Genomic DNA, 24,242 nt, shown 5'->3' with positions numbered 1-24,242 from the left:
CCTATGGTATTGCAGTCAGTTTTTAACTGTCATATTTTTTGTGGCTATGCTCCCCAAGCATTTGGCACATTGCCTGTTCCGCTTTGCTCCACAGCCAAAGAGCCAAGCCAACACACAGCATAGCAACAAAAAACGCTACACTCCAACCACCACCACCGTTCCGCTTATGCCAGTATAAAAACTGCCTGAAGCTAAATAACATAATGTGGCATTATGTGTTCGCTACGCACAGCCTTTTGCCATAGCTTATGCAAGCATCCAACCGCACAGGCTGTCACATAATAACATTATGTTAAATAGCCAATACCATAGCCATTTTGATAAAATGGAAGCCGTCTTTTCTCCCACCGCACAGCCCCCCAAATGCAGCGAAGCAAATTCACGAACACCAATAAAAAAATAGAAAAGCAGTGAGTAAAGCCACACACCCCAACCACCCTTTTCAGCGGTGCAGAAAAAAATAAAGCATTAGTTGTTGATGGCAATGTGCAATAAAAGGTTCATTCATTCCAGTTCCATTTCGTTACAGCGTTTCGCTTTGCTACACTACCTTCCACTACATTACACTTCCATTCATTTCACCATTTATTTTGCACCGCACAGCAAGAGTATTTCCCTCATTCCATATTGCAAAACCAACCCTTTGCTTTCCGTGTCTTGGCTTTTGCTTTGCCTACGCTACAATGTTTTTGTGTTGAAATAATTTACAAAAAACGCAATCACACACAAGCAAAAGCTACAAGCCACTCCAAGCACCTCCGCACTTTTTGCAACATTCCATTCAGTCATACACTTGCTTTTTTCCTACGCTACCACATTATGGTATGCTTTATTTTTTCTGCGACATAAAGCCCCTATCCAACGCACTAAAGACATTTCGTTTTTTGAATAGTGATTTTGATTTAAGCCAATCGGTTTTATCAATGGAAATTTTATTGAAATCCTGAATACAGTTTTGAAAAGAGGATAAAAAATAAAAATAAAAAAGTGCAGCAAAATTAGGTGGCTCACACAAGCCCACGCTGATAAAAAACCAAAGACTACGGCATAATGAAAGGCAAATAATCTTTTATTTTTTATTGGTATTTGCCTTTCACCCTTCGGGACTTATTCCGTTTCCTTTTTGGTTTTTTAGCCCCGCCACCTATCAGAATGCTTTCTTTTTTTGTTTTTTTTTCTTTGTCAAATTATATATGTGTTGCGGAGCGTAAGCGAAGCACAGCACAGGCAAGGGCAAAAGCAGATACAAACTTAAAAGCAAGTATTATGCACAGTCCAAAAATTCACACATTCAATCCAAAAAATCAAACAAGCGATTTTGATGTTTACATTTTATGCAAAGGTTTAAATAGTGGCAAACCACTTGAAAAGCCTTGCCCCAATTGCTTTGTAATTGCCTGCAAAAATTCAGATGATATGGATTTTTACAAAACCCTTTCTTTCGGCTTGTGGAAGGCAAAGCATTTTCATCAGTTCCTCACTGGTTCAGTTATTCCATTTATCCGCATCAGTGATTTTAAAAGCACCATTAAAGCACAAGCCGAAGCAGTCAGCAAAGATAAATATGCCTTTGTGCAGGATGTCCATAAAGTAAAGCTGATAGAACGAAAAGAAAAGCAGATGTACGAAACATTGGCACTCTTAGCCGATGTAAAAAAAGCAATGATGTACAGGCACTTTAAAAGGTAGCCGTATTGGCTGCCATAACCTGGGGAAATGCTTTTGCACCAATAAAAATTTATATGCAAAAATAGCAAGGGGGCAGACGCACAAAGCCAACACTAAAAAACCAAAAGACTACGGCATAAACACAAGGCCAACGCACAAGGCTATCATTTATTCCGTTTCCTTTTGGTTTTTATCCCCTTGCTGAGAGAAGCATATAAATTATTTCATTATGCAAAATCATCCACGTATTTCAGCAGGCAGCCAGTTAGGCATTTGTCCTTTTACTCCGCAGGTTCTCCATCAGCACTTGCAGCTTTCACCTTTTGCTTATCAGCGTTACATCCGCAGGTCTCGGTTAGCCCATCAGCCAGTTTTTGGCATCAAGGTTTATCAGCTTCCTTGTGGTTGTTTCGTTTGGTGCTATCCATCAGGTGTTCGTGAGCTTTCAGCATTGCCCTTTTAGGGCTTTGCTATTGCTTTAAAACAAGAAGCCCCACCACAAGGGCAGGGCTTCTATTTAACCGATAAGAAAGAAAGCTATTAGGCTAATTCAACAATGTTTAACACGTTGTAAGCACCATTTTTAACGAGTATTGAATACCGTTTACTTCTTGGAAAAATTCAATCGTCAAGAAATAAAGTTTTGTGCCTGCACCTGCTGGAACACCGGCAGGAAGTAAATTGAATGGTGTGTTTGTGCCATCAATTACAATATTTTGCACAGGGCTGTATTCAATTGCACTTACGTTGTTTACAAAATCCACATCAGCAAATGCAGATTTAAAACTAACGTGGGTTGCTCCAGTAGGGTAGTAAATATCATTGATAGGAGTGAATGCAGGGAAAGCAATATCACCAGTACCAGTGTTTACAGTGAACGGAGCAAATACAACACTACCTAAAGTTGCACTATCATTGAAATCAAAGCCTTTCAATAAGGCTTGTGCCATTGGGTCCGCAATTCCAATACCTACATTCCTTTCACCTCTTGGAGAAGTGGCATCGTAGTTTTTAATCTGTGTCATTATTTGCGTTAAACGACTGGTAACACGGTTGTCACTTGCGTTCATCATCAAATTACGAACAGCATTGCGGAGTAATTTTCCAGCACTTGCAGAGCTTCCAAATTCGCTTCCCGTTTTCACGGGTACGTTGAAAGTTAGGATCATTGGCTATTCTGTCACCAGATACACCACTTTTTGTTTTCACAAGATGTCCATCCTGTGTTTTGTAGAAGGTAAGGTTATCCAATGTACCTTCTATTTTTAGTAAGCCTTTTAATCTTGCCATTTTGTTATTTATTTAAATTGTTAGTAATTACTTTTTTGTTGCGATACAGCCTTTACAAAACCTGTATCTGTTTCTTGCATTATACTTTCTGAATAGCCAGGGCGGACAAACTTTTTCAGCCCCACATTCCCAAAGTCCTTTTCTTTCGCTTGATGCTTTCCGCATCAAATCTTCAAGCCTTGCATCAGTATCAAAATTGATGTAGTGCCAAGCCCAACCATTTGCAATAAGTATTTCATCCAGTCTTTGCCCATCCACATATACCATTGCCAATTCTCTACCGTACACATCAGTTTTCAATACTTCAAACTTTACCACCTTACCAAGTATCAAGGCTTTTACATTGAGCCAAGAGTTAAAACCCCAGTGTTGATTTAGTTCGGGAGCATCAACATTTAATAACCTTATTGTATGCTCCTTTGCAGTTGTTTTAAGAACGTATGTATCGCCATCCTTAACTTTCATAACCCTTGCTTCTTCTTGCGAAAAAACGGCTGTAAAAGCCATTAAAAACAAAACCGATACAATTATTTTCTTCATCACGATACAAAACTATAATGCTTTTTAAGGCTCTACAAATAACCACTTCCGACATTTCCGTTATTGCCACATTATTCCAACAAACACACTTTTACCACTCACAAAAACATATTATCTTTGCAATGTTTACTTTATACCTGATGTATGGATAGAGTATGAAAAGAGTATTAGTTAAATGAATAGACTGTGTATTTATCCGAAAGACATTCAGATAATCACAGGCAAAAGCGACAGATATGGTAGATACCTTATTAAGAGGATTAAAGAGTACTTCAACAAAGAGCAACACCAAGTTGTTACCGTTGAAGAGTTCTGCCAGTATATGGGCTTACAATTGGAAGCAGTTGTTAGTCAATTAAGATAGTGTAAAAACTTATCTTCGCCTTTTGCTTATGATAAGGACAAACACACTCTACACTAAACAACATTTTTCTTTTCTTTGTGCTGTACTTGCACTTGTTTTAGTGGGTTTTGTTGCCCAGTTGTTGCCCAAATAAATACGCAACCTCTGAAACCCTTTATTGATAGGGCTTTACATTTTAACTTAACAATTTGTATCGGAAATATTGCTAAGCTTATTAATATTGAATGATTTATAAATTTTGAATGTATCAACTACTTATGATGCCTTGCTTATTTTATAAAATCCAATTTTTTTAGTCTATTTTTCTCATTAGAAATAATATCATTATTTGCTTTTTGATAATATAAGAAATCTTTATTGAATAAGCTCGTAGCCCTTCTTACATCCATACCTAAAAGTTCTTTTTTAATAGATATTGCGGCTTTCATTTGCTTTTCTACTTCCATAGAAGTGCCAAGTTTGTTACCAAGACATAAATTATTCAAAACACCTATGTTAGATACTATAGCTGTCAATACATCTTCCTTTCTTTTATAAATGAATCCAAAAGAATAGAAATTAATGGTAAATGGTGTTGAAAAATTTAGTTTGTAAAAATATTTAGATTCACTTAAAATTGAGTGTATAAATCCTTTAAGCAGTAAAATAACATTATTTCTTGCGTCTAAATAGTAAATTTTGTTATTTAGAAATGCAAGTATTGCAATATGACCGACAGGTGATATGAATTTATATGTAATTTTATTATGGTCCAAAATACTGCTTAAAATTAATGTCGCTCCCAAGGCAATCAGTACCCTTAGAACCACTTTCCAACTTGTACATTAAATTGGGCGTTGAGCCAAATCCAACAGGAAGTTTTGATAATGATTGAATACTAGTTTTTACTAAATTGTAAATCTCATTTTTATTTTGTTTTGGAGGTATAATACTTAATTCTATTGCCAATTGATACCACTCATGTTGAAGTAATTTAAATATAGCTTTTCTATCAATTGGATACTTATTGTACTTCTCCTCTAAGATGAATTGGTTTATAAAATTTAGTAGTAATCGCTTTTCGGATCTATTAGAAATTTGATCATTCCATATAGGGCACATTTAGAGATTATAGCATAAACCTCTGGATTTCTCAATTAATTGATTGCTAAATTAGTAAAATTTGATAAACCAATTCAAATCAATAAATTATTTTCAAATTAGGGAATATTCAACAGCAATTGAAAATCAATGATTTATTGGCTGTGCAACCAATTCCGTATGTTGAGAGATACCTTTAATTTGTGATATTTTCACTTTAATATGATGAATTAATCGATATAAATCTTCACAATAGACTGATGGATTCATAAAGCCATTTTCAGAATATCTATGAGGTATGTAACCGCCTCCACAAATTTTCACAACATCACACTTAAGACATTCAACGCACAAATTATTTACTCTATCTAATCGTGAACCAATTAAATAATGAGAAATCGCCTCGTCAAAAGAATGTTCGAATACATTTTTGCCAGTGTATATGGCACCATCAAATGTTGATTTAAGACTGTCCACTGCTTCGTAGGCCCCATCGGTTTGAATTACGATTAACTCAATTGGTGCGAGTCCTAAGTTTTCTACAGCATAAATACCGCCTAAAAGTAAATGAATAATATGCTCAAATATTCTAATAGAAATAGCATCACCATTTTCATACCATTCATCAAAAACAGTAATTAACCAATTAGATATACTACCATTAGATTCCCCTAAAGGGAAACATGGTTTATCTATATAATTATGGTGAGGCATTAAAAAATCAATTGCGGGAACTTCAAGGCTTTTTAAAAATCTGTAAGTTTCCAATGCTGGATTACTTGGATTTATTACAGTAAGGACTCCACCATTTATTTTAATGTACTTTTCTCTGTTTAGTAAATCAATACCCTTCATAACATCATCAAAAGTCGAATTGCCTTTGAAATCAACACGATATTTATCATTACTTTCTTTTGTTCCATCAATACTAATTCCCACTTTAATTCCTAATCGAATAAATTCATCTAAAATTTGTTTTGTTATTAAAATGCCATTCGTTTGGAGGAAAATTTAATTGAACATGTGTTTGATATCATGTTTCGAAATAAATCTACTGCTTTAGAAAAAAACTCAAGTGGAACAAGTAATGGTTCCCCTCCATGAAAAACAACATTAATAGCCTTTAAATCTTTCTCCTGCACATATTCCGATATTCTTTTTACAGTAGAAATAAGTGTATGGTTTGACATTGTACCTGGTTTTTCCCTCCAGGATTGATCACTAGAATTATATTCATAACAATATGAACAATTTATATTACATCTTGCTTTAACCTTTAGGAGAAAAACTTTGATTTTTTCTTTTGACTTGTTTTCCATATTGATGACAATTATAAAGGTGAATCTACGAATGCGGAGTAATCTGTGTGATCACAAAATGACTTGTTTGATTCATTAATCAATCGTTCAGCGACTCGAATAAGTGCTGGTTTTCCTGTCTGAATCAATGCAGCACCTAAAGTTTCTTTTGAAATGTTTTCCATATAATTAGTTTAAATTTAAAAAAAAGTCTAAGCTAAAATGATATACATCTAAGGTATTTCAAAACTTGCATCTCTAATTCCTATCCCCCAATTTAAGGATGCTAAGCTATGATAAAAATTTGTTAAATTGAAAAGATAATAAATATATATATTTAAATAATTTGTAATTATTTTATTTTCAACTAATTAATAATAATTACTTTGTTGGTTGGTAGAAAATTATCTTACTGGAACTATTTTGGAAATTATCTAAATAGATCCTTTTTAACCCAGAAGTTACCAATTAACGACAAAGTAATGTCAGGAAATGCTTTATTTAATGTAGTGGCATCATGAATTATATTTTCAGTAGGTGCAATATAAGCCTCTCCAGGATAAATATTTAATTTTGTAATTTGTTGATTTGGGTATTTCCTCAGATATAATCGCCCTAGTTCAGAACCACCTCTAAGATCAAAATTGTCAATTTCTAAATCATCTATAAGTTCAATAATTTTCTTATTTAAGAATATAAAATGCCTTACTTCTTTGCCTAAATTAATACAAATTCTATTTCTTGAATTCTCCCTATCATTCAATTTTTTCTGTCCCAACTATCAAGGTGTAAACCTATTCTAAGGTTTAAATTGCGGTCAAATGTAGAAGTTTTCAAATTAGGACTTTTAAAATTTAGCCCTAAATATTGAATTTCACCATCTATATCAAAAAATTCATTTAAGTCTTCAGTGAATTTTTCAATTACCATTTTAAATAAATTAGATTTTGAAATATCATTTATTTGTTTAATATTTTTACAAGTATGAATACCAATATTAAAAAATGACATTACAATTTTATTAAGATTAAGAACTCCAATAAAATTTTTATTAGTTTTACTGTTTTCGAACTTAGCTGACATTAAGAAATCGAAAGAAAGGTTATCAATTTTAGTAAAAGTATCATTAGGAATAATAGAACCATATGAGTATGCAGGATCATTTTTAATTTCATATGTACCATCATTTATTTCAATTCGTTCATTACGATGCTCAATTTCTCGTGCAAAAAATATTGGAAAAGAACAATCCTCCATTTTAAACTGTTTATAAATGTATAATGGTTAATTCTTGCTTAAAAAATTATCTTCCCTCAAGTTATTTCTAATTTGTGCAAATTCAATTAATTGTGCTTTTGATAATTCGAATTCATTTCTCTCACATTTCAATTCATATAAATATGAATTGATAGGCTGAATATTGATTAAAAATGAGATTACTAACTTAGGTTCATAATTAGCGAGTAAGTGCCCTGTATTTAACCCCTCAATAAATTTTTGCTTATCAAATTCCATTAGAAATTTTTTTTGAATGTTTGTCCAAATATACATTAATGGAATCGGTATCATATAGAATTATTTTCTTTTCTGGTTGTGAGAATCGAATTTTTCCTTCATCTCTTAGTTTTTGTAGGATAGTCTTGCTCTTAATTCTAAGCTTTGACATAGCTTCACCACCCGAAATCCATTTATCTCCTTTAATCCTTTCCTTTTCCTTTACACGAACTATTAATTGTTTCTTACTTTTGGTATGATTTATTGTATAATGAAATTAAAGTCCAAATGTATATAATATTAAATAAAACATACTAAATTTGAAATATTTAAGTAATTTTTGCAATTAGGATGCATTAAATACTTGTTTCTTTCTTGTTAAGGAGAAGCAAAAAGTTGTACAGTATTCAAATTATTAGATCAGAGATGTTTATGAGCAGTCGCTAAAATCAGATTTTTGTTATTGATTTCAAGGACTTAGCATCATGGGAATCTAAGAAAAGGAAGCTATGGGATAGTGATGATCTAAATATGATAATATTTGATGCTCTATCTTTGACTTCTCAATGGTTGAATCATTAAAGTAAATATCCATTCTGAATGCAACATAAATTTACCAATAATAAGTAAATTTGATTATTTAGCATTTAAAAATGTTGAAAAGCACTATTTTATTTATTGAGGTTCTTTAAGATTTCAACTTCAAAGTCTTTTTTCAATAATACAAACTTGTCCTCATCAGCTCCAATTTTTTGAAAACCTAGACTTTCAGTTACTTTAGTAGAAATATTATAATCTGACTGGCCATCATTAAGCAAACTAATTTCAATAGAATCATTATGCTTAAATCTATCAGGTAGAATAGCAGCTACCATTGCATTTTTAATGAATCCTTTCTTCCGATTGTTAGAACTAGTGAAAGCATGCAAGTCATCTTCCAAGAGTTGAACAACACTAACACAATTTCTGGATTCTGGATCTAAGATAAAGTAAATATAACTGAATGTTTGAGGATTAGGAGTAGTTGGAGTAGGTAGCCCTAAAACGTTTTTGAATATGACGGAATTAGTAATTTGCCTAGACTCTTTCACATGGGGTAAAGTATCATTGTTGTATCTTAAGATATATTCTGCTAAAGTAATATTTGTCATTTCAGAACCTTAAAATTAGTTATTCTAAATTTCTAGAATTGTCCTTTTGATGTCTTATGGATTTAAGTTCTTCTAATTGGTTTTTATCAATCTCAATTTGAAATTCCTTTTGTCCAAAGTTCATGCCTGAAATATACGAATTGATAGGGTGAATATGTTCCAACAATTCCAACGATACCTTTGGTTCGTATTTAGAAAGAAAATACCCAGCATTAAATCCCTTAATATATTTACTTTCATCTATTTCCATCAGAATGAATTTTTTGAATGTTTTTCCAAATATATATCTATTGAATCGGTATCATATAAAATAATTTTCTTTTCTGGCTGGGAAAATCTAATTTTTCCTTCATCCCTTAGTTTTTGTAGGGTGGTCTTACTTTTAATCCGAAGCTTTGACATAGCCTCTTCATCAGAAATCCATTTATCTCCTTTGATGCCTTCCTTATCTTTTATCCGAGCCACTACTGTCTCAATAAGTGCATAAAATGCTTCATCAGATAGACAAATGACTTCCATTTTTGCGATTTTTCGAATCAATTATTAAGTTGTTGATTTAGGAGATTCCTTAATCCTTAATACTGATAAAGAACTCAAGGTTAAACCAAATTTTGGATGGATAAAAGTTGTATATGAAACTTGGTAATCGATAAGATCTTCTTTATACAAATCAATAAAATTCCAAACATGCAACTCTAAATTTTTGCGCGCATCTTCTGATGATTCACAATGCATTAATGCAATTTCACTAGTCTGAACTTTGATTCTAGTATTTTTCATACTTTTTCTCAAAATACAAAATGTTATTTGAAAGAGAAAAAGATTTAGTTTTGTTCGACTTATGTTCGACCCAGATATAATTAAAAAGGTTCAACTTTCGCTGAACCTTGTACCCGGGGCGGGACTTGAACCCGCACGAACATTACTGTCCACAGGATTTTAAGTCCTGCGTGTCTACCAATTTCACCACCTGGGCTGGTACAATAGTTATATGTCAATCTATATTGACATGTGCTCTTAACTATTATATTAAGAGCGGGAGACGAGACTCGAACTCGCGACCCCGACCTTGGCAAGGTCGTGCTCTACCAACTGAGCTACTCCCGCAATTTATTACCGTTACCAGGCCTTTGATTGTTTCATTTCAGTCTAATAAAAGAGTCCGAAACTGAACCATATCAAGGGTTTATCCGTTTGTAACAGGCTAATACTTCTATTAGACTTTTGAATTGGAGTGCAAATATACGAGAGAGTCAAATATTTGAAGCATATATTTAGGAAAAGATATTATTTAGTTGAAATTTTTATATTCGATTATTTATTAATATGTATTATATTTGTAGCTAAGTTTTTATGAGTAAATTGGGAAAAATCTTAGTAGCTATGAGTGGAGGTATCGACAGTACGGTAGCTGCCATCATGCTGCATGAGCAGGGATATGAGGTGATTGGGATCACTATGAAAACCTGGGATTACGCTTCTTCGGGTGGTTCTAAAAAGGAAACAGGCTGCTGTTCTTTAGATTCCCTCCAGGATGCTCGAAGAGTATCTGTAGATATGGGTTTTCATCATTTTATTTTAGATATTCGGGATGAATTCGGCGATGCTGTGATTGACAATTTCGTAGATGAATATATCGCTGGCAGGACCCCTAATCCATGCGTGATGTGCAACACACACATCAAGTGGAATGCCTTATTAAAGCGGGCTGACGGACTGGATTGTGAATTCATCGCCACAGGACATTATGTGCGCAAGAATAAACTTGAAGACCGGTATTATGTATCCAAAGCTAAGGATTTGGTCAAGGATCAATCCTATGTATTATGGGGACTAACACAGGAAGCTCTTGGAAGAAGTGTGTTTCCGCTAGCTGAATATCTTAAGCCGGAAGTGAGACAGTTTGCTGCTGATCGTCAATACGATAATTTGGCAAAAAAGGCCGAGAGTTACGAGATTTGTTTTGTACCTGACAATGATTATAGAGGTTTTTTAAAGCGCCGGGTAGAAGGATTAGAAGATGAAGTCAAAGGTGGACTATTTATAGATCAATCTGGATCGGTTTTAGGTTATCATGATGGATATCCTTTTTATACCGTGGGCCAACGTAAAGGTTTAGGAAAAGCATTTGGGAAACCAATGTTTGTTACCGACATAATTCCGGAGACCAATACAGTTGTTTTGGGAGAAGAAATGGAGCTGTCAAGACCAGCTATGGATGTTAGCAAACTGAATTGGTTAAAATATAATACCGTGCCGGGTGATGAGGATTTCGTTACTAAAGTTCGATATAAAGATCCTGGACATGTATGTCAGGTCCAACACCAAGGCGACGAATTAAAAATTCACTTCCATGCTCCTGTTAGAGGTATCGCTCCCGGTCAATCGGCTGTCATTTATGAAGGTGATGATGTGGTTTGTGGTGGTATCATTCGGAATTCGTTATTTAATTTTAATCATTAATGGTAAAGATGCAATTCATAAAAACGATAGTTATAATATTGGTAACAGGTTTAGTTATCAATGCTTGTGATCCTGAAGTTGAAGTATTGGATGAAACTACTTTTGGTTATACTTATACGCCATTAGAGTTGGGTAAATTTTGGATTTATAAAACGGACTCTATTTATTTTTCCAAGGAAATTGTGGTTACTATTGATTCAGTAAGTGTTGAAATCATGGAAGAAGTAGTAGATACTTTTCGAAATGCAAATAATGAATTGGTATTTTCTTTAGATCAATACCTAAGAAAAGATTCCAGTGCATCCTGGGAATTGGTTGGAAATTCATTCGTCACTTCGAGTAAAAGCAAATTGATCAAAACAGAGTTTGGTCTTGATTTTATTAAATTAGTTTATCCTGTTGCTAAAAATAAATCATGGAATGGTAATGTTTATATTGGTTCAAGGCAATTGATAACTTTCCAAGGGGAACCCTTTGAACTTTTTAGTTATTGGAATAATAATTCTTATTATTATTTAGATATAAAATCAAAAGAATTGATTTCTTCTGGTTCATTTGAAAACGTTCTCAGTGTTGAGGAAGCTGATTATACAGATGAAATTATTAAAATCAAATCGAATTCTAAATATGCAGATCATATTGGTATGGTGTATCACGAAGCATGGTTTTTAAAAAGAGGTTTCGCCAATCCCAATACTCCTTATGATCCCAAGGCAGAACGTGGTGTTATTATTCGCCAATATTTAATTCAACATAATTAGGTTTATGATTGATTTTATTGAAGCTGGCAAATGTTACAAATCACATGGAATAAAAGGCATTTTAGATGTTGAAATGAATCCAATTTTCAAAAAACATATACTAAGTGAAAAGGTCGTTTTTTTAAAATAAACGGATGTCACGTTCCTTTTTTATTGAATGATGTAAAACAGATGGGAGTACTTTGTTGAAATTAGAAGGTGTAGATAATCCTGAGCAGGCAAGAGTATTAAGTCATCAAAGTTTTTATATAGATGAAAATAAATTATCAAAAGCAACAAAAAGATCTGCCAAGATTCAAGGTAAAAGTCAAGGATTAGAGGGCTACTCGATTCATGATCGGACATCGAATTATAATGTTGCTATTACCAGTATTGAAGAATATCCATCGCAGTTGATGGCCAGAGTTATGCATGAGGGTAGATCATTATTAATTCCATTACACGAAGATTTTGTAGAAGAAATAGATGAGGTAGAAAAGATCGTTTTTATGATTTTACCTGAGGGTATTTTTGATTTTTAATCTTGCAAATAGGTTGCTCCGCTGGAGCAATAATTTACGCATCTTACGATGCTACAAGGGGGTTGCCCTGCTGGGGCAAAGATTTACCCAAGTTTTGATGGTACAAAGATGTAAGCCCGATGGGACAAAGATTTGATCGTCTTTCGATGCAACAGGGAAGTTGGTTCTTCGAGACAAAGATTTATTCATTTTTCTAAGCTATAATGAGTTTGGCTCGTTGTGAAAAAGATTTGCGTATCGTGTGATGCTACAGTAAGGATGGGTCTATGGGGCAAAGATTTACCCAAGTTTTGATGGTACAAGGATGTAAGCCTGATGGGACAAAGATTTGACCGTCTTTCGATGCAAAGATTTATTTATGTTTCGAAGCAATAAGGAGTTTGGACCGTTGGTAAAAGATTTGTGCATCATAATATGCTAAAAAAAGGTTGGTTTTTTTGGTAAAGATTTATTCATGTTTCGAAGATACTAGGAGGATGGCTCGTTGGGAAAGATTTTACGCATCTTACGATGCTACTAGGAGCATGGTCTGTTGGGACAAAGATTTACGCATTTTGCAATGCTACAAAGAAATTGACCTATTGGGCTAATGATTTTCCAAGTTAAGATTTTATACATAGATTGAACAGAAGGTATATAATTTGTATAATTAAAGTTTCATTAAGATGTTATAGCCTTGGCTTTAAAAATCTCGTACATAGAGATTTATCAAAAGTATTTATCTGACAGAAGAATATTTTTATGTTTAGTATTATACCCAAAATATTTATAATAGCAGTCCCTTTGTTTCAAGTATCCTGAATCTATTTATTTGCCTCAAAACCAAAATTATAAAACCAATGTATTTATTTAAATTACCCCAACGTAGCAATCTCCATATATCAAAATAAAATTTGTAACACCATCGTATGTATTATAAAAGATTCAACAGGGCAAGCTCGTCTTATCAAAATAATAGCTGCAAAACCAATGTATGAATTATCATTGCCCCAGCGGGGCAACTACTTATCTAAAATAAATACCATAAAATGGCATTTATTTTGTAGGTTAATTTTAGATTTTAATTTGCCCAGCGGGGCAACCTGTTTGATTCAATGAATTTATAATGAGTAACACATATACACAATTGATTATCCAATTGGTTTTTGCAGTGAAGGGTAGAAAAAGTTTTATAAGTGAAACATGGGAAGAAGAATTATATAAATATATAACTGCTGTTGTACAAAACTATAGACATAAAATGCTAGCAATAAATGGTATGATAGATCATATTCATATATTAATAGGTTTGAATCCTGCGATATCCATTTCTGATTTGGTTAAAGATATAAAAAGAGCAAGCAATAATTGGATTAACGAAAAGGGGCTAATCAAAAATAAATTTGAATGGCAAAGCGGATTTGGAGCATTTTCTTATAGTCGATCTCATTTGGATAAAGTTTATAAATATATTCAAAATCAAAAGATACATCATAAAAAGGTATCGTTCAAATCAGAATACCTAACTGAACTAATAGCGAATGAGATTGAATATAAGGATGAATATCTTTTTGAATATTACGAATAGAATATTTATTTAATTAGTTTTTGTGTCATTATTTTCTCAATGGTAAAATATAAGCATGCATTATTATTGTTAAAATGTTTATACTTTGTTTTTTTATTTTAGAATATGGCGACGTACACCAAATATAACCCATTAATTATAAAAAAAACGCCCGACACATATTTGAATTTTGACAGGATACCATCCTTGAATTTTAAAGCAATTTTCTTACCTAAGAATATTTTCAACAAATCTAAACCAATGATGGTGATACCAATGCTCAAATAGAACATAAGAATTTCTGTGCCACTGGGTTTTAAAGTTATTTTATTGGCAATAGTCGCAACACTCATCCAAATTAAAAATGCAGATGGATTCATGGTGTTAACAATAAAACCTTTTGTGACCAAGACTGTCCATAATTTAGAAGTAGGAAGATATTGATGATCCATTTTTTTTGTTGGTGAGAGCATAATGTTTAAACCAATTAATATAAATGCTGCAGCGCAGATAACTATAAGAATCGGACTGATATCATCTGTGTTTGTAGGTAGTGGAATATTTTTAAATATAAAATAGGTGAGCATTAATAGAATGAAATCACTAATCCAAATTCCTGCTGCAAAAAGAAATCCTTTGCGGAATCCATATTCCATACCTGCTTGTATCAATGCAAAAAACAAAGGCCCCACCAAAAGGCCAATACTAATGCCTAACAATACGCCTTTGATCAACCACTCCATAAAGGAAACCTTTTACTAACTACGCTTAAAGTTATTTTGAAATCAATAACAAGGATCTTTTGAGAATTTTCTCTTTTGAATCTTCTATGATATACATGTAAGTTCCATCATTCATTTGCAAGTCGATGGATGGGTTTGTTGTAGTATTAATTGGTATGCTTTTTATAAAGTTTCCTTGGATTGAAAAAATTGTTATTTTTAAATGTTCACCTTTTATAAGGTCGGAAATAATATGTATTAATCCTTTAGATGGATTTGGATAAACTAACATGGATGAAGTATTTAAATCATCATTATTGCTTACTTTTTGATATTCTATGGCTCCAATTGATCGGTTGGTAATTTCAAAAAGATTTCCATTATAATCTTCAATAGGTGCGATCACCGATTTGCCTTGACCAATGGCTGGTGAGCTTTTAAAAGATTAAAATTTTCTTGTGTTAAGTTTACAAATAATGGATCCTTGCCTTTGATACTTCCGGTTTCTGCTACAGGTAAATTGTATTGATTAAAACTTGGATTCTGATGATTGTACCATAAGTTATTTGAAAAAATAAATGAAGAAGGATCTGTATTTGGTCCAATATTAACAATCGTTCTAATATTATTTGGGAAATAAATAATGTTATTTGTAAATTCATTCATTCCACAAGGAGCAAAACGATTGGGGTCAACCGTTTCCTGAAGTATTCTAAAAATCCAAATTACCGGATTGATTATGGTATTGTTTACCACTTTACTTCGGATACATCCTACAAATGCAATGGGTGTGTCAGATTCAATGAATATGTTCGACCATACATTTATATCTGCAGCCTCAAATGTTGCATTCTGAGGTCTAAAAAATGCCAACCCGGTACTTCCGCCAATATTGATTGCTCGTTGCCCACCTTTTTTAAAAAAGTTTTTTTCAATCCGGATGTATTGACTTCCTCCTTTCATTTGGATACTATTGGCACCCATGTTTTCAAAAGTGCATTTATTAATTCTACCATTGTGGCATCCTACCATATCAATTCCACTACCTGAGCTTCCGAGGCTTCCATTTAAAAATGTACATTCTGATATTGAGAAAAAATCCAATCCTGACAATTTTAATAAGTCATTGTTTCCGGTTGCTTTAATATCTCTAAATATGCAGTGGATTATTGCAATATTTGTAGAAGGATTCACTAAACTTCCTGAATCGTCCATGTTGACACCATTACCGGTTTGTTGTTCGAACACAAACCCTTCGATAACAATATAGGAAACGGAACTTAAATGCCAAGCTTCTGACCCACCTCTATAGATTGCACCGTGTCTTTTTTTTGAAATGACGTAAATATTGTTTTTGTCATTACCTTTAGTACCGCTCAGATATTCGGTTTGGGTATATATACCTTCATTTACAAGAATGGTATCACCAGGTTTGGCTATATTGTAAGCTGATTGGATAGAAGTATAAGTCTGATTGACACCAACGATGATTGTGTTGGCACTAAGATTGTTCTCTGCAATATTGATGAATAATAGTATCAGAAAAAAAAATCTAATCATAATGTAATTTTTGACATTCTGTTTTAATTATTATTTTTAAGAAGTGCTTCTTTTTTTATTGATGATGGTAAAATTAAATAATTTTTATTGATCCCTTACATGTTCCTTCGATACTTTCCACCAACAGCATATAATGCCTGAGTAATTTGTCCTAGGGAGCAATATTTTGTAGCTTCAATCAATTCTTCAAAAATATTTTTATTTTTAATGGCCATCAATTGTAAATTTTTCAAATGATTATCTGAAACACTGATATTGGCTTTTTTCAAATTTTCTAATGCATGGATTTGATCCTTTTTTTCTTCATCAGTAGCGCGTATAACTTCTTTAGGCAAAATGGTTGGAGAGCCATCTTTACTTAAGAAGGTATTGACACCTATTATAGGATATTCACCAGTATGTTTGAGTGTTTCGTAATACAAGGATTCTTCTTGGATTTTACTGCGTTGATACATCGTTTCCATAGCTCCTAATACACCACCTCGCTCTGAAATTCTATCGAATTCCATAAGTACAGCTTCTTCCACAAGTTCAGTTAATTCTTCTATGATAAAAGATCCTTGTAATGGATTTTCATTTTTAGCTAGACCCAATTCGTTATTGATGATGAGTTGAATGGCCATGGCTCTTCGCACCGATTCTTCAGTTGGAGTTGTTATAGCTTCATCATAGGCATTAGTGTGTAGTGAATTACAATTATCATAGATGGCATATAATGCTTGGAGTGTCGTTCTGATATCGTTAAAAGAAATTTCTTGTGCATGCAGGGATCGACCAGAAGTTTGTATGTGATATTTCAACATTTGACTTCTTTCATTGGCATTGTATTTTATCTTCATGGCCTTAGCCCAGATTTTTCTAGCAACTCTTCCGATAACTGCATATTCCGGATCAACGCCATTAGAAAAAAGAAAGATAAATTCGGTGCAAAATCATCAATATGCATTCCTCTGGAAAGGTAGTATTCTACAAAAGTAAAACCATTCGCTAAAGTAAATGCTAATTGTGAAATCGGATTAGCCCCAGCTTCTGCAATGTGATATCCACTGATCGAAACAGAATAAAAATTTCGAACATTTTTTTGAATGAAATAATCTTGAACATCACCCATTAATTTGAGAGAAAATTCAGTTGAAAAGATACAGGTATTTTGCGCCTGATCTTCTTTGAGTATGTCAGCTTGTACAGTGCCTCTAACGGAGCTTAGTGCTTTGTTTTTTAATTCTTCATAAATAGGCGCTTCTAGAATTTGATCTCCGGATAATCCCAAAAACATCAAACCCAATCCATTATTTCCAGGTGGAAGTTCGCCATCATATTTTGGTCGTGGAAGATTTTGGTCATCAAATTTTGCTTTTAGTGCAGCTTCAACTTTGTGCTCTAATCCATTGGCTTTAATGTATAGTTCGCATTGTTGATCGATAGCAGTATTCATAAAAAAGGCACATATCGTCGCCGCAGGACCATTGATTGTCATGGAAACAGATGTCCTGGGATTACATAGATCAAAACCAGAATATAATTTTTTGGCGTCATCGAGACTACAAATACTCACACCTGAATTTCCAACTTTTCCAAAAATATCCGCCGGTAATCTGGATCTTCTCCATATAAAGTTACTGAGTCAAATGCGGTAGAAAGGCGATTAGCAGGCATATCTACTGAGACATAATGGAAACGTCGGTTGGTGCGCTCAGGTCCGCCTTCGCCAGCGAACATTCTGGTTGGGTCTTCTTCTTTACGCTTGAATGGAAATACACCTGCTGCATATGGAAATTCGCCGGGCACATTTTCTTGTAATGACCATTTTATGATATCGTACCAACCTTTGTAATCTGGTAGACAAACCCTTGGAATTCTTGAATGCGAAAGGGATGTTGTGAAGGTAGGAACACTTATTTCTTTGTCTCGAACTTTATAAATAAAATGATCGTTTTTGTATTCCTTTTTTTTCGTTTCCCATTCCTCAAGAATAGATCGGGTAATTCCGTCTATAGTTTTTTCAATTTCTAAAGTTTGTTTTTTGATTTCTGGTTTGACATCAGAAGAAACCAAGTCTTCAGTTATTTTTAATGATTGCCATTTTTGAGCTTGTTCGGCTTGTTTTATAGACCATTGATCATATTTGCGATTGCTGTCTGAAATTTCAGAAAGATATCGGGTTCTGCCTGGTGGAATGATATAAATTTTTTCGGATTCACCGGTAGGAAGACCTAAAGTTGATTTCCAAGGAGTGTTTAGTTTTTTATTAATATTTAAAATTAATTTTTCATACAATAAATTCATTCCCGGATCATTGAATTGTGATGCGATTGTTCCATAAACCGGCATCTCATCTATGGATATATCCCATAATTGTTTGTTGCGTTGATATTGTTTTCGGACATCGCGAAGGGCATCTAATGCGCCTCGTTTATCAAATTTATTAATCGCAATGAGATCTGCAAAATCAAGCATGTCAATTTTTTCTAATTGAGTTGCAGCACCATATTCAGGTGTCATAACGTATAGCGAAACATCTGAGAAATCGATAATTTCGGTATCGGATTGACCAATACCTGAAGTCTCTAGTATAATTAAATCAAATGATGCTGCTTTTAAAATGTCTAAAGCATTTTTTAATATGTGGTGAAAGAGCAAGATTAGATTGTCTCGTAGCTAAAGATCGCATAAATACCCTGTTGTGATGGAATTCTGGATGGATTGCGTTCATGCGTATTCTATCACCTAATAGAGCACCTCCGGTTCGTCTTTTACTTGGATCTACTGATAAAATGCCAATGGTTTTTTCTGGAAAATCTAAAATAAATCTTCTAATGATCTCATCAACCAAACTTGACTTTCCTGCACCTCCTGTTCCTGTAATTCCTAGAACGAGTGTTTGTTTATTAGATGGACCTTTTGGTATTGTTGCTAATAATTCTTTAGCTGTATCAGGAAAATTTTCAACTGCAGAAATAAGACGAGCTACTGCTCTAACATTCCCTGCTTTTAATTCTTTGACTTCTCCATTTAGTGAAGCTCCGGTCTCAAAGTCACATTGTTTGAGAAGATCATTGATCATTCCTTGAAGTCCCATATGTCTTCCATCGTCTGGTGAATAGATTCTGGTTATTCCATATTGATGTAAGTCCGCTATTTCGGACGGAAGAATGGTTCCACCACCACCGCCAAAAAGTTTGATGTGACCGCAATTTTTTTCCTTGAGTAAGTCATAGATATATTTAAAAAATTCATTGTGACCTCCTTGGTAAGATGTAATGGCAATACCTTGTACATCCTCTTGAATAGCGGCATCAACAATTTCCAAAGCTGATCGATTATGACCAAGGTGGATGATCTCGGCGCCACTGGATTGCATAATGCGACGCATGATATTAATGGCGGCATCATGACCATCAAAAAGTGAGGCTGCTGTTAGGATCCGTATTTTATGTTTGGGCTGGTAAACTGTGGTTTCGATCATATAATTTAAGCATAGATTCTGGGTTAAAATTACTCATCATTGAAGATAATTTATGCTTTTCTATCATAAATCATAGATTTTAAAATACGCTATATGCCTATTGATAGCAATACACTATAGTAATTTTCTTTAATTAGAACAAATCCTTGGACTTAAACTAAAATTCAAGATCAGTTAGATCGCCAGATCAGAAATTATGATTCTTACCTTAACAAAGTAATTCCGCCCTTGCGCCATTTTGGTTCTTCATCTATGGCTTCATACTGTATGGCATAGACATAAACACCGGGTTTACTTTTTTACCTTTGAATTCGCCATTCCATCCAATTTTTTCACCGATTGTACCATTTACTTTTTCATAAAGTTGGTTACCCCAACGGTCGAATATTTGAAATACATTAATTTTCGTTTTATCAGGAAAATGGAAAACGACTTCAAATATGTCATTGATATTATCCCCATTAGGAGAAAATACAGTAGGGATATAAATATCAGCTTCTTCAACACGAACCGTAATATTCATATTATCGCTTACAGTACAACCATTAGCATCTTCCAGAGTCAACAAATAGTTGGTTGTTACATCAGGCTTGGCAGTTGGTTCAAGGCAATCCGTACAACTTAGATTAGCTACCGGCGTCCATGTAATTATGGTAGGAACAAAATTGGTGGATGGTTTGATCAATACAGAAGCGCCCTTATCAATCGTAACATCATTCGGTAGCACCAATTGTAGGGTACTAACTGTGTCGATATTTAGTGTATAGGTAGTATCACAGCCGAATTGGTCTAATATTTTAACTCGATGAGATCCAAAACTTAGATTAGCTAGATCAAGGTCGGGTGTAAAAGGAAGGCTTGCCTGATTATCAATGGATACATTAAACGGACCAATACCTCCTGATATATTATTCACTACAATTCGTCCGGTATTCGGTACATTACAATCCAAATTTTCTTTGGTGAATTGAGCATTTATTGAAGGGGCGATATTAATGTTGACCGTAACGGTAGAATCGCAACCATTTGCAGATCCTTTTTTTACGATTAAAGTACCTGATGTTTTGTTTGCTGAAAAAGTTACATTTTGAATTTTGATACTATCTTTTTTTACAAATTGTAGTTGAGAAATTACCAAAAGATTCTTTAACAAATGTAGCATTGACTAATAAGAAGCTGTCACACAATCTGGATGAGCCTTTTATAATTCTTATGGGTCCAGATGGCTTGGCTTTGAAGAAATCCTCTCCAAATAATCTCAAGGTATCATTTTCACAAAGCGTAGTATCCAATTGACCATTGGCATCGGGAATTACCGTGAGGTCAACTTGAACAATGGAATCGCAGCCATTGGTTGATCCATTGGCAACTTTTAATATACCAGTTGTTCTTCCTGAAGAAAATGTTTCACCTTGTAAAACGAGTGTATCTCTTCGACAAATATCGGCTTTATAAACACCAGTTCCATTCTTAAGAATATTTAAGTTTACAAAAATGATACTGTCACAGCCAAATGATGAACCATTGGTTAATGTTAATGTATCGATGGGATTTCGTGCGCTAAAATACCGACCTTTACTACCACCAATGAAAATACTGTCTTCAGGGCAAAGATCGAGTTTACCAAAGCAGTATTATTAGGATAGTTAAGCGTTACATTGACAATGCTATCACATCCTGTACTTGAAGCTCCCATAAGAGTGACACTTCCGCTTGGCCTTGCAGCATCAAACACTTCAGTACCTATAGTCAATTGAGTATTTGGACACATGTCTCTTTTTAGATCAAAGACCGTAAAGTTTTTAATGGTTAAATCTACAAAAACTACGCTGTCGCAGCCAAATGCGGATTGACCTTTGAGTATAGCCGTGCCTTTAGGATTGTTTTTGTCAAATACTGTTCCTCCAATAGTTTCACTAGCATTGGAACATATTGTTTTAGTGTAAGTAGATAAACCTCTTTCGATTCCATTAAGAACAACAATACTATCGCATCCGAAGACATTTTTAAATTAGTTATTGAATCAATTGGATTTAATTTTGAAATTTCTTTTCCACCGATTCTAGTGGTATCATTAAAACAAATTGGTACATCAATCATTTGACGTATGCCATTTTGAAATTGAATATTTACAACGAACACAGAATCACATATACTTACTCCATCACCAGTCACATTAAATGAATCTTTAGGATTTGCTTCGTTATAAAGTTTTCCTCTGAATAATATACTTTGTCCCTTACAGATAGTTTGTGAAAAAGTAGACTTGATAGGCTGTGTACATTTATAGCAATTGGAGAATTCTGAATAAATACTTGGAGTCGCGGCTGTATTGCTTTTGAATTGATATGCAGAAATGCTATGTTGATTTGGATAAGCGACATTCAATGTCCAATTACCTAAATTATTTGCTTGTGTTCGTCCGAGTTCAAATCCACCTTGACAATTGGCATTAGGACAGCCGGGTTCGTCGGTTTGCATAAACTACTATGGAATCAGTTGGATTTCCGGTACCAACGATTTGATCTCGATTCACAGAAGTAATGGTTGGATTACCTGGTGCGGAAAGTTGCTACCATTTAATGATACTACATTATTGTTTATACACTGTATTAGATTATCAATATATCGGGCTTTTAAAATCCCAGGCTCTAGATTATTTAGATAAAAGGAATTATAGTTTTTTATATCATTTCGTTCTAAATTTAAAGTATAGGCATTTTGTAGATTAAGAGAGATAAAGTAAGCCCATCTCTTCCATAATTACGAGCAATGTTATAAGTTGCATTTGTATTTCCATTTAAAATAATATCAGATGTAACTTGATTGAATCTATTTCTGAAAATGTTTAAATCTTGATTTAGATTGTTACTTCGAATTGCAAATGTTTTTGGAAAATGAAAAATTATCATTGATTGTATGAGGCCCGCCACCTAGCAGTTCGATTCCAGAAGTTGGTGCAAAGAAAATATTGTTTTTTGATGTGTCTACAGCACCGAAAATATTGTTGGTTATGCTACAAATACCACCACTGGAAGAAATAGCATTATTCGTATTGACAAAAAAATATTTGAATCTATGGTAACGTTTTTGATCCTGCAATGGGTCAATATTTACCGCAGCTTTTTGTGGCTGTAATAGAACTCAAAAGTAGAGTCCGATCCGAAAATGGATTTTTTAATGTAAAATTCGAACTTTGATTGACCAAAACCGAACTAGCCACCGTAACTGGAACTGTGAAATTATTCCATTAACGATACAATTATAAATTCCATTAAATTGGCAGCATCCTTTGCAGCATCACCAAAAAACCAAAATATGAGTCATTAGGATCTGCATAATTCATGGTGGAAAACCTAGGCCACTGACAGAAAATTGATTTAAGTATAGTCCAAAAGGAACTCCTCCAAAATTCTGTTTGAAAAAAAAAGATGATCACTGATCCAGGTCCTCCTGGTTGAGTTTCTCCAATAATGGTTAAATCATCTGGTTTACAGGTAGGATAGGGTCCACTTGGTAGTTTTAAGCAGGTCCAGCTCCGTAATATTGAATGTGATCGTACTTCAAATCGCCATCTTTCAGCGCTTTAATCGCCTCTCTGGACTACAGTGAACGCCATCGCAAACGCCATCATCTGTATCAGTACTACTATTGACAACATAGTTCTGGGTAAAAAAAGTGCTCACACAAAAGAAATGAACCCATATCAAAAAGCCAAATTTAGTCTCATCTGCAAAAAATTTAGAATAAAAACAAATACAAATGCAAAGAAAACACATTTATCAGATCTAATACTCAGGGTTAATACTGAAAAGACCATAACAATTAAATTCAAATATCGGCATTTAGACCAGATGTCGTTCGGCGTGATAGCTGGAGCGAACTAAAGGCCCAAGCCATATACATAACCTTTTTAAGCCTATTTCCTTATATTCAGCAAATACATCCGGGTGAATAAAAGCTGCAACTTCCAATGGCCTTCTAGTAGGCTGAAGCATTATTTTTCTAAAGTCACAAAATTTCAACAACTGAGGCCAGCAACAACCATCCGCATAACCATTAAAACTTCTTCTTTTGTCTCACCCTGTAACCTAACATAATTCCGGCCTAGTCCGGTTTCTATACAGCTTAGTACGTTGTATTTAATTTAAACTTCTATTATATTTGGGTTTAGAATGAACTGAATTGATATGTGATTTCTGGCAGTTCCATGCTGTAGTGACACGATTTCTTGATCAGCGCTAATCATTCGTTCCAATGCATCCCAATTGGCCTGGCTTTTACGTCGGGTATGGCGGGTTTCAATGGTGGTTTGAGG

Annotated in this window: 29 protein-coding genes, 2 tRNA genes and 2 pseudogenes; 8 read left to right on the top strand and 25 right to left on the bottom strand. The window is 33.9% G+C overall.

Annotated features, from left to right (window positions below; translation table 11 throughout):
* Positions 1–1,266: 1,266 nt before the first annotated feature.
* Complete coding sequence (locus tag IPK88_20360; protein ID MBK8245788.1) at positions 1,267–1,689, top strand: hypothetical protein; 423 nt, start codon at positions 1,267–1,269, stop codon at positions 1,687–1,689.
* A gap of 208 nt (positions 1,690–1,897) precedes the next feature.
* The gene (locus tag IPK88_20355; protein MBK8245787.1) at positions 1,898–2,131 is read left to right on the top strand and encodes a hypothetical protein; all 234 of its coding nucleotides are present in this window, start codon (positions 1,898–1,900) and stop codon (positions 2,129–2,131) included.
* Between the two features lie 77 nt (positions 2,132–2,208).
* On the opposite strand, the pseudogene IPK88_20350 reads toward IPK88_20355, so the two are convergent.
* Together IPK88_20350 and IPK88_20345 are read right to left on the bottom strand one after the other, a co-directional pair.
* Positions 2,209–2,958: pseudogene (locus IPK88_20350) on the bottom strand (hypothetical protein).
* A 27-nt stretch (positions 2,959–2,985) separates the two neighbouring features.
* Positions 2,986–3,498, bottom strand: coding sequence for a thermonuclease family protein (locus IPK88_20345; GenBank protein ID MBK8245786.1), 513 nt, complete (start codon positions 3,496–3,498; stop codon positions 2,986–2,988).
* A gap of 175 nt (positions 3,499–3,673) precedes the next feature.
* On the opposite strand from IPK88_20345, the gene IPK88_20340 reads away from it, so the two are divergent.
* Positions 3,674–3,862, top strand: a complete 189-nt coding sequence (locus IPK88_20340; protein MBK8245785.1) for a hypothetical protein — start codon at positions 3,674–3,676, stop codon at positions 3,860–3,862.
* A 269-nt stretch (positions 3,863–4,131) separates the two neighbouring features.
* Here IPK88_20340 and IPK88_20335 read toward each other — a convergent pair whose 3' ends face one another.
* The 14 genes from IPK88_20335 to IPK88_20270 all read right to left on the bottom strand — a co-directional run bounded on the left by IPK88_20335 (position 4,132) and on the right by IPK88_20270 (position 9,992).
* Positions 4,132–4,617 (bottom strand): hypothetical protein, encoded by a 486-nt coding sequence (locus tag IPK88_20335; protein ID MBK8245784.1) that lies wholly within the window; start codon positions 4,615–4,617, stop codon positions 4,132–4,134.
* Positions 4,607–4,963: a hypothetical protein gene (locus IPK88_20330; protein MBK8245783.1), complete on the bottom strand. Its 357-nt coding sequence runs from the start codon at positions 4,961–4,963 to the stop codon at positions 4,607–4,609. The genes IPK88_20335 and IPK88_20330 overlap by 11 nt, the downstream gene beginning before the upstream one ends.
* 126 nt (positions 4,964–5,089) lie before the next feature.
* The gene (locus IPK88_20325) at positions 5,090–5,881 is read right to left on the bottom strand and encodes a hypothetical protein (protein MBK8245782.1); all 792 of its coding nucleotides are present in this window, start codon (positions 5,879–5,881) and stop codon (positions 5,090–5,092) included.
* A gap of 44 nt (positions 5,882–5,925) precedes the next feature.
* Positions 5,926–6,261, bottom strand: a complete 336-nt coding sequence (locus tag IPK88_20320) for a 4Fe-4S cluster-binding domain-containing protein (GenBank protein MBK8245781.1) — start codon at positions 6,259–6,261, stop codon at positions 5,926–5,928.
* Positions 6,262–6,272: 11 nt separating this feature from the next.
* The gene (locus IPK88_20315) at positions 6,273–6,425 is read right to left on the bottom strand and encodes a hypothetical protein (protein ID MBK8245780.1); all 153 of its coding nucleotides are present in this window, start codon (positions 6,423–6,425) and stop codon (positions 6,273–6,275) included.
* 245 nt (positions 6,426–6,670) lie between these two features.
* A complete protein-coding gene (locus IPK88_20310) occupies positions 6,671–7,018 on the bottom strand; it encodes a hypothetical protein (GenBank protein MBK8245779.1) in 348 nt (115 codons plus the stop codon).
* Positions 7,000–7,497 (bottom strand): hypothetical protein, encoded by a 498-nt coding sequence (locus IPK88_20305; GenBank protein ID MBK8245778.1) that lies wholly within the window; start codon positions 7,495–7,497, stop codon positions 7,000–7,002. The genes IPK88_20310 and IPK88_20305 overlap by 19 nt, the downstream gene beginning before the upstream one ends.
* Positions 7,498–7,524: 27 nt before the next feature.
* Positions 7,525–7,755, bottom strand: a complete 231-nt coding sequence (locus IPK88_20300; protein MBK8245777.1) for a hypothetical protein — start codon at positions 7,753–7,755, stop codon at positions 7,525–7,527.
* A gap of 650 nt (positions 7,756–8,405) precedes the next feature.
* A complete protein-coding gene (locus IPK88_20295) occupies positions 8,406–8,885 on the bottom strand; it encodes a hypothetical protein (GenBank protein MBK8245776.1) in 480 nt (159 codons plus the stop codon).
* A gap of 19 nt (positions 8,886–8,904) precedes the next feature.
* Positions 8,905–9,135, bottom strand: coding sequence for a hypothetical protein (locus IPK88_20290; GenBank protein MBK8245775.1), 231 nt, complete (start codon positions 9,133–9,135; stop codon positions 8,905–8,907).
* Positions 9,135–9,404, bottom strand: a complete 270-nt coding sequence (locus tag IPK88_20285) for a helix-turn-helix domain-containing protein (GenBank protein MBK8245774.1) — start codon at positions 9,402–9,404, stop codon at positions 9,135–9,137. The genes IPK88_20290 and IPK88_20285 overlap by 1 nt, the downstream gene beginning before the upstream one ends.
* Positions 9,405–9,428: 24 nt before the next feature.
* Positions 9,429–9,665 carry a hypothetical protein gene (locus IPK88_20280; protein MBK8245773.1) on the bottom strand — a complete coding sequence of 79 codons (237 nt, stop codon included), beginning with the start codon at positions 9,663–9,665 and terminating at the stop codon, positions 9,429–9,431.
* 110 nt (positions 9,666–9,775) lie between these two features.
* Positions 9,776–9,861: transfer RNA gene (locus IPK88_20275), tRNA-Leu, on the bottom strand.
* Positions 9,862–9,919: 58 nt separating this feature from the next.
* Positions 9,920–9,992 (bottom strand) — tRNA-Gly (locus IPK88_20270).
* Positions 9,993–10,238: 246 nt separating this feature from the next.
* Here IPK88_20270 and mnmA point away from each other — a divergent pair.
* The 4 genes from mnmA to tnpA all read left to right on the top strand — a co-directional run bounded on the left by mnmA (position 10,239) and on the right by tnpA (position 14,197).
* Positions 10,239–11,348, top strand: a complete 1,110-nt coding sequence (gene mnmA, locus IPK88_20265; protein MBK8245772.1) for a tRNA 2-thiouridine(34) synthase MnmA — start codon at positions 10,239–10,241, stop codon at positions 11,346–11,348.
* 8 nt (positions 11,349–11,356) lie between these two features.
* Positions 11,357–12,109 (top strand): hypothetical protein, encoded by a 753-nt coding sequence (locus tag IPK88_20260; protein ID MBK8245771.1) that lies wholly within the window; start codon positions 11,357–11,359, stop codon positions 12,107–12,109.
* A gap of 182 nt (positions 12,110–12,291) precedes the next feature.
* The gene (locus tag IPK88_20255) at positions 12,292–12,630 is read left to right on the top strand and encodes a hypothetical protein (GenBank protein MBK8245770.1); all 339 of its coding nucleotides are present in this window, start codon (positions 12,292–12,294) and stop codon (positions 12,628–12,630) included.
* 1,105 nt (positions 12,631–13,735) lie between these two features.
* Positions 13,736–14,197 (top strand): IS200/IS605 family transposase, encoded by a 462-nt coding sequence (gene tnpA, locus IPK88_20250; protein MBK8245769.1) that lies wholly within the window; start codon positions 13,736–13,738, stop codon positions 14,195–14,197.
* Positions 14,198–14,295: 98 nt separating this feature from the next.
* Here the strand turns inward: tnpA and IPK88_20245 are convergent, their stop codons facing one another.
* From IPK88_20245 to IPK88_20210, 8 genes and pseudogenes are all read right to left on the bottom strand, one after another.
* Positions 14,296–14,919: a LysE family transporter gene (locus tag IPK88_20245; GenBank protein MBK8245768.1), complete on the bottom strand. Its 624-nt coding sequence runs from the start codon at positions 14,917–14,919 to the stop codon at positions 14,296–14,298.
* 31 nt (positions 14,920–14,950) lie between these two features.
* Complete coding sequence (locus IPK88_20240) at positions 14,951–15,304, bottom strand: T9SS type A sorting domain-containing protein (protein MBK8245767.1); 354 nt, start codon at positions 15,302–15,304, stop codon at positions 14,951–14,953.
* Positions 15,301–16,458, bottom strand: coding sequence for a right-handed parallel beta-helix repeat-containing protein (locus IPK88_20235; protein MBK8245766.1), 1,158 nt, complete (start codon positions 16,456–16,458; stop codon positions 15,301–15,303). The genes IPK88_20240 and IPK88_20235 overlap by 4 nt, the downstream gene beginning before the upstream one ends.
* 95 nt (positions 16,459–16,553) lie before the next feature.
* Positions 16,554–19,924: pseudogene (locus IPK88_20230) on the bottom strand (methylmalonyl-CoA mutase family protein).
* Between the two features lie 250 nt (positions 19,925–20,174).
* The gene (locus IPK88_20225; protein MBK8245765.1) at positions 20,175–21,077 is read right to left on the bottom strand and encodes a gliding motility-associated C-terminal domain-containing protein; all 903 of its coding nucleotides are present in this window, start codon (positions 21,075–21,077) and stop codon (positions 20,175–20,177) included.
* 381 nt (positions 21,078–21,458) lie between these two features.
* The gene (locus IPK88_20220; GenBank protein MBK8245764.1) at positions 21,459–21,695 is read right to left on the bottom strand and encodes a hypothetical protein; all 237 of its coding nucleotides are present in this window, start codon (positions 21,693–21,695) and stop codon (positions 21,459–21,461) included.
* A 53-nt stretch (positions 21,696–21,748) separates the two neighbouring features.
* Positions 21,749–22,405, bottom strand: a complete 657-nt coding sequence (locus IPK88_20215) for a hypothetical protein (GenBank protein MBK8245763.1) — start codon at positions 22,403–22,405, stop codon at positions 21,749–21,751.
* A 387-nt stretch (positions 22,406–22,792) separates the two neighbouring features.
* Positions 22,793–23,026 carry a hypothetical protein gene (locus IPK88_20210; protein ID MBK8245762.1) on the bottom strand — a complete coding sequence of 78 codons (234 nt, stop codon included), beginning with the start codon at positions 23,024–23,026 and terminating at the stop codon, positions 22,793–22,795.
* A gap of 506 nt (positions 23,027–23,532) precedes the next feature.
* On the opposite strand from IPK88_20210, the gene IPK88_20205 reads away from it, so the two are divergent.
* The gene (locus IPK88_20205) at positions 23,533–23,811 is read left to right on the top strand and encodes a hypothetical protein (GenBank protein ID MBK8245761.1); all 279 of its coding nucleotides are present in this window, start codon (positions 23,533–23,535) and stop codon (positions 23,809–23,811) included.
* 260 nt (positions 23,812–24,071) lie between these two features.
* Here IPK88_20205 and IPK88_20200 read toward each other — a convergent pair.
* On the bottom strand, positions 24,072–24,242 hold a 171-nt coding region (locus IPK88_20200), incomplete at its 5' end, for a hypothetical protein (protein MBK8245760.1).

It is taken from the genome of Candidatus Defluviibacterium haderslevense (assembly GCA_016712225.1).
Taxonomy (GTDB): Bacteria; Bacteroidota; Bacteroidia; order Chitinophagales; family Saprospiraceae; genus Vicinibacter; species Vicinibacter haderslevensis.
The sequence above is the reverse complement of the archived record's forward strand: the minus strand, read 5'-3'. Positions and strand labels throughout refer to the sequence as shown.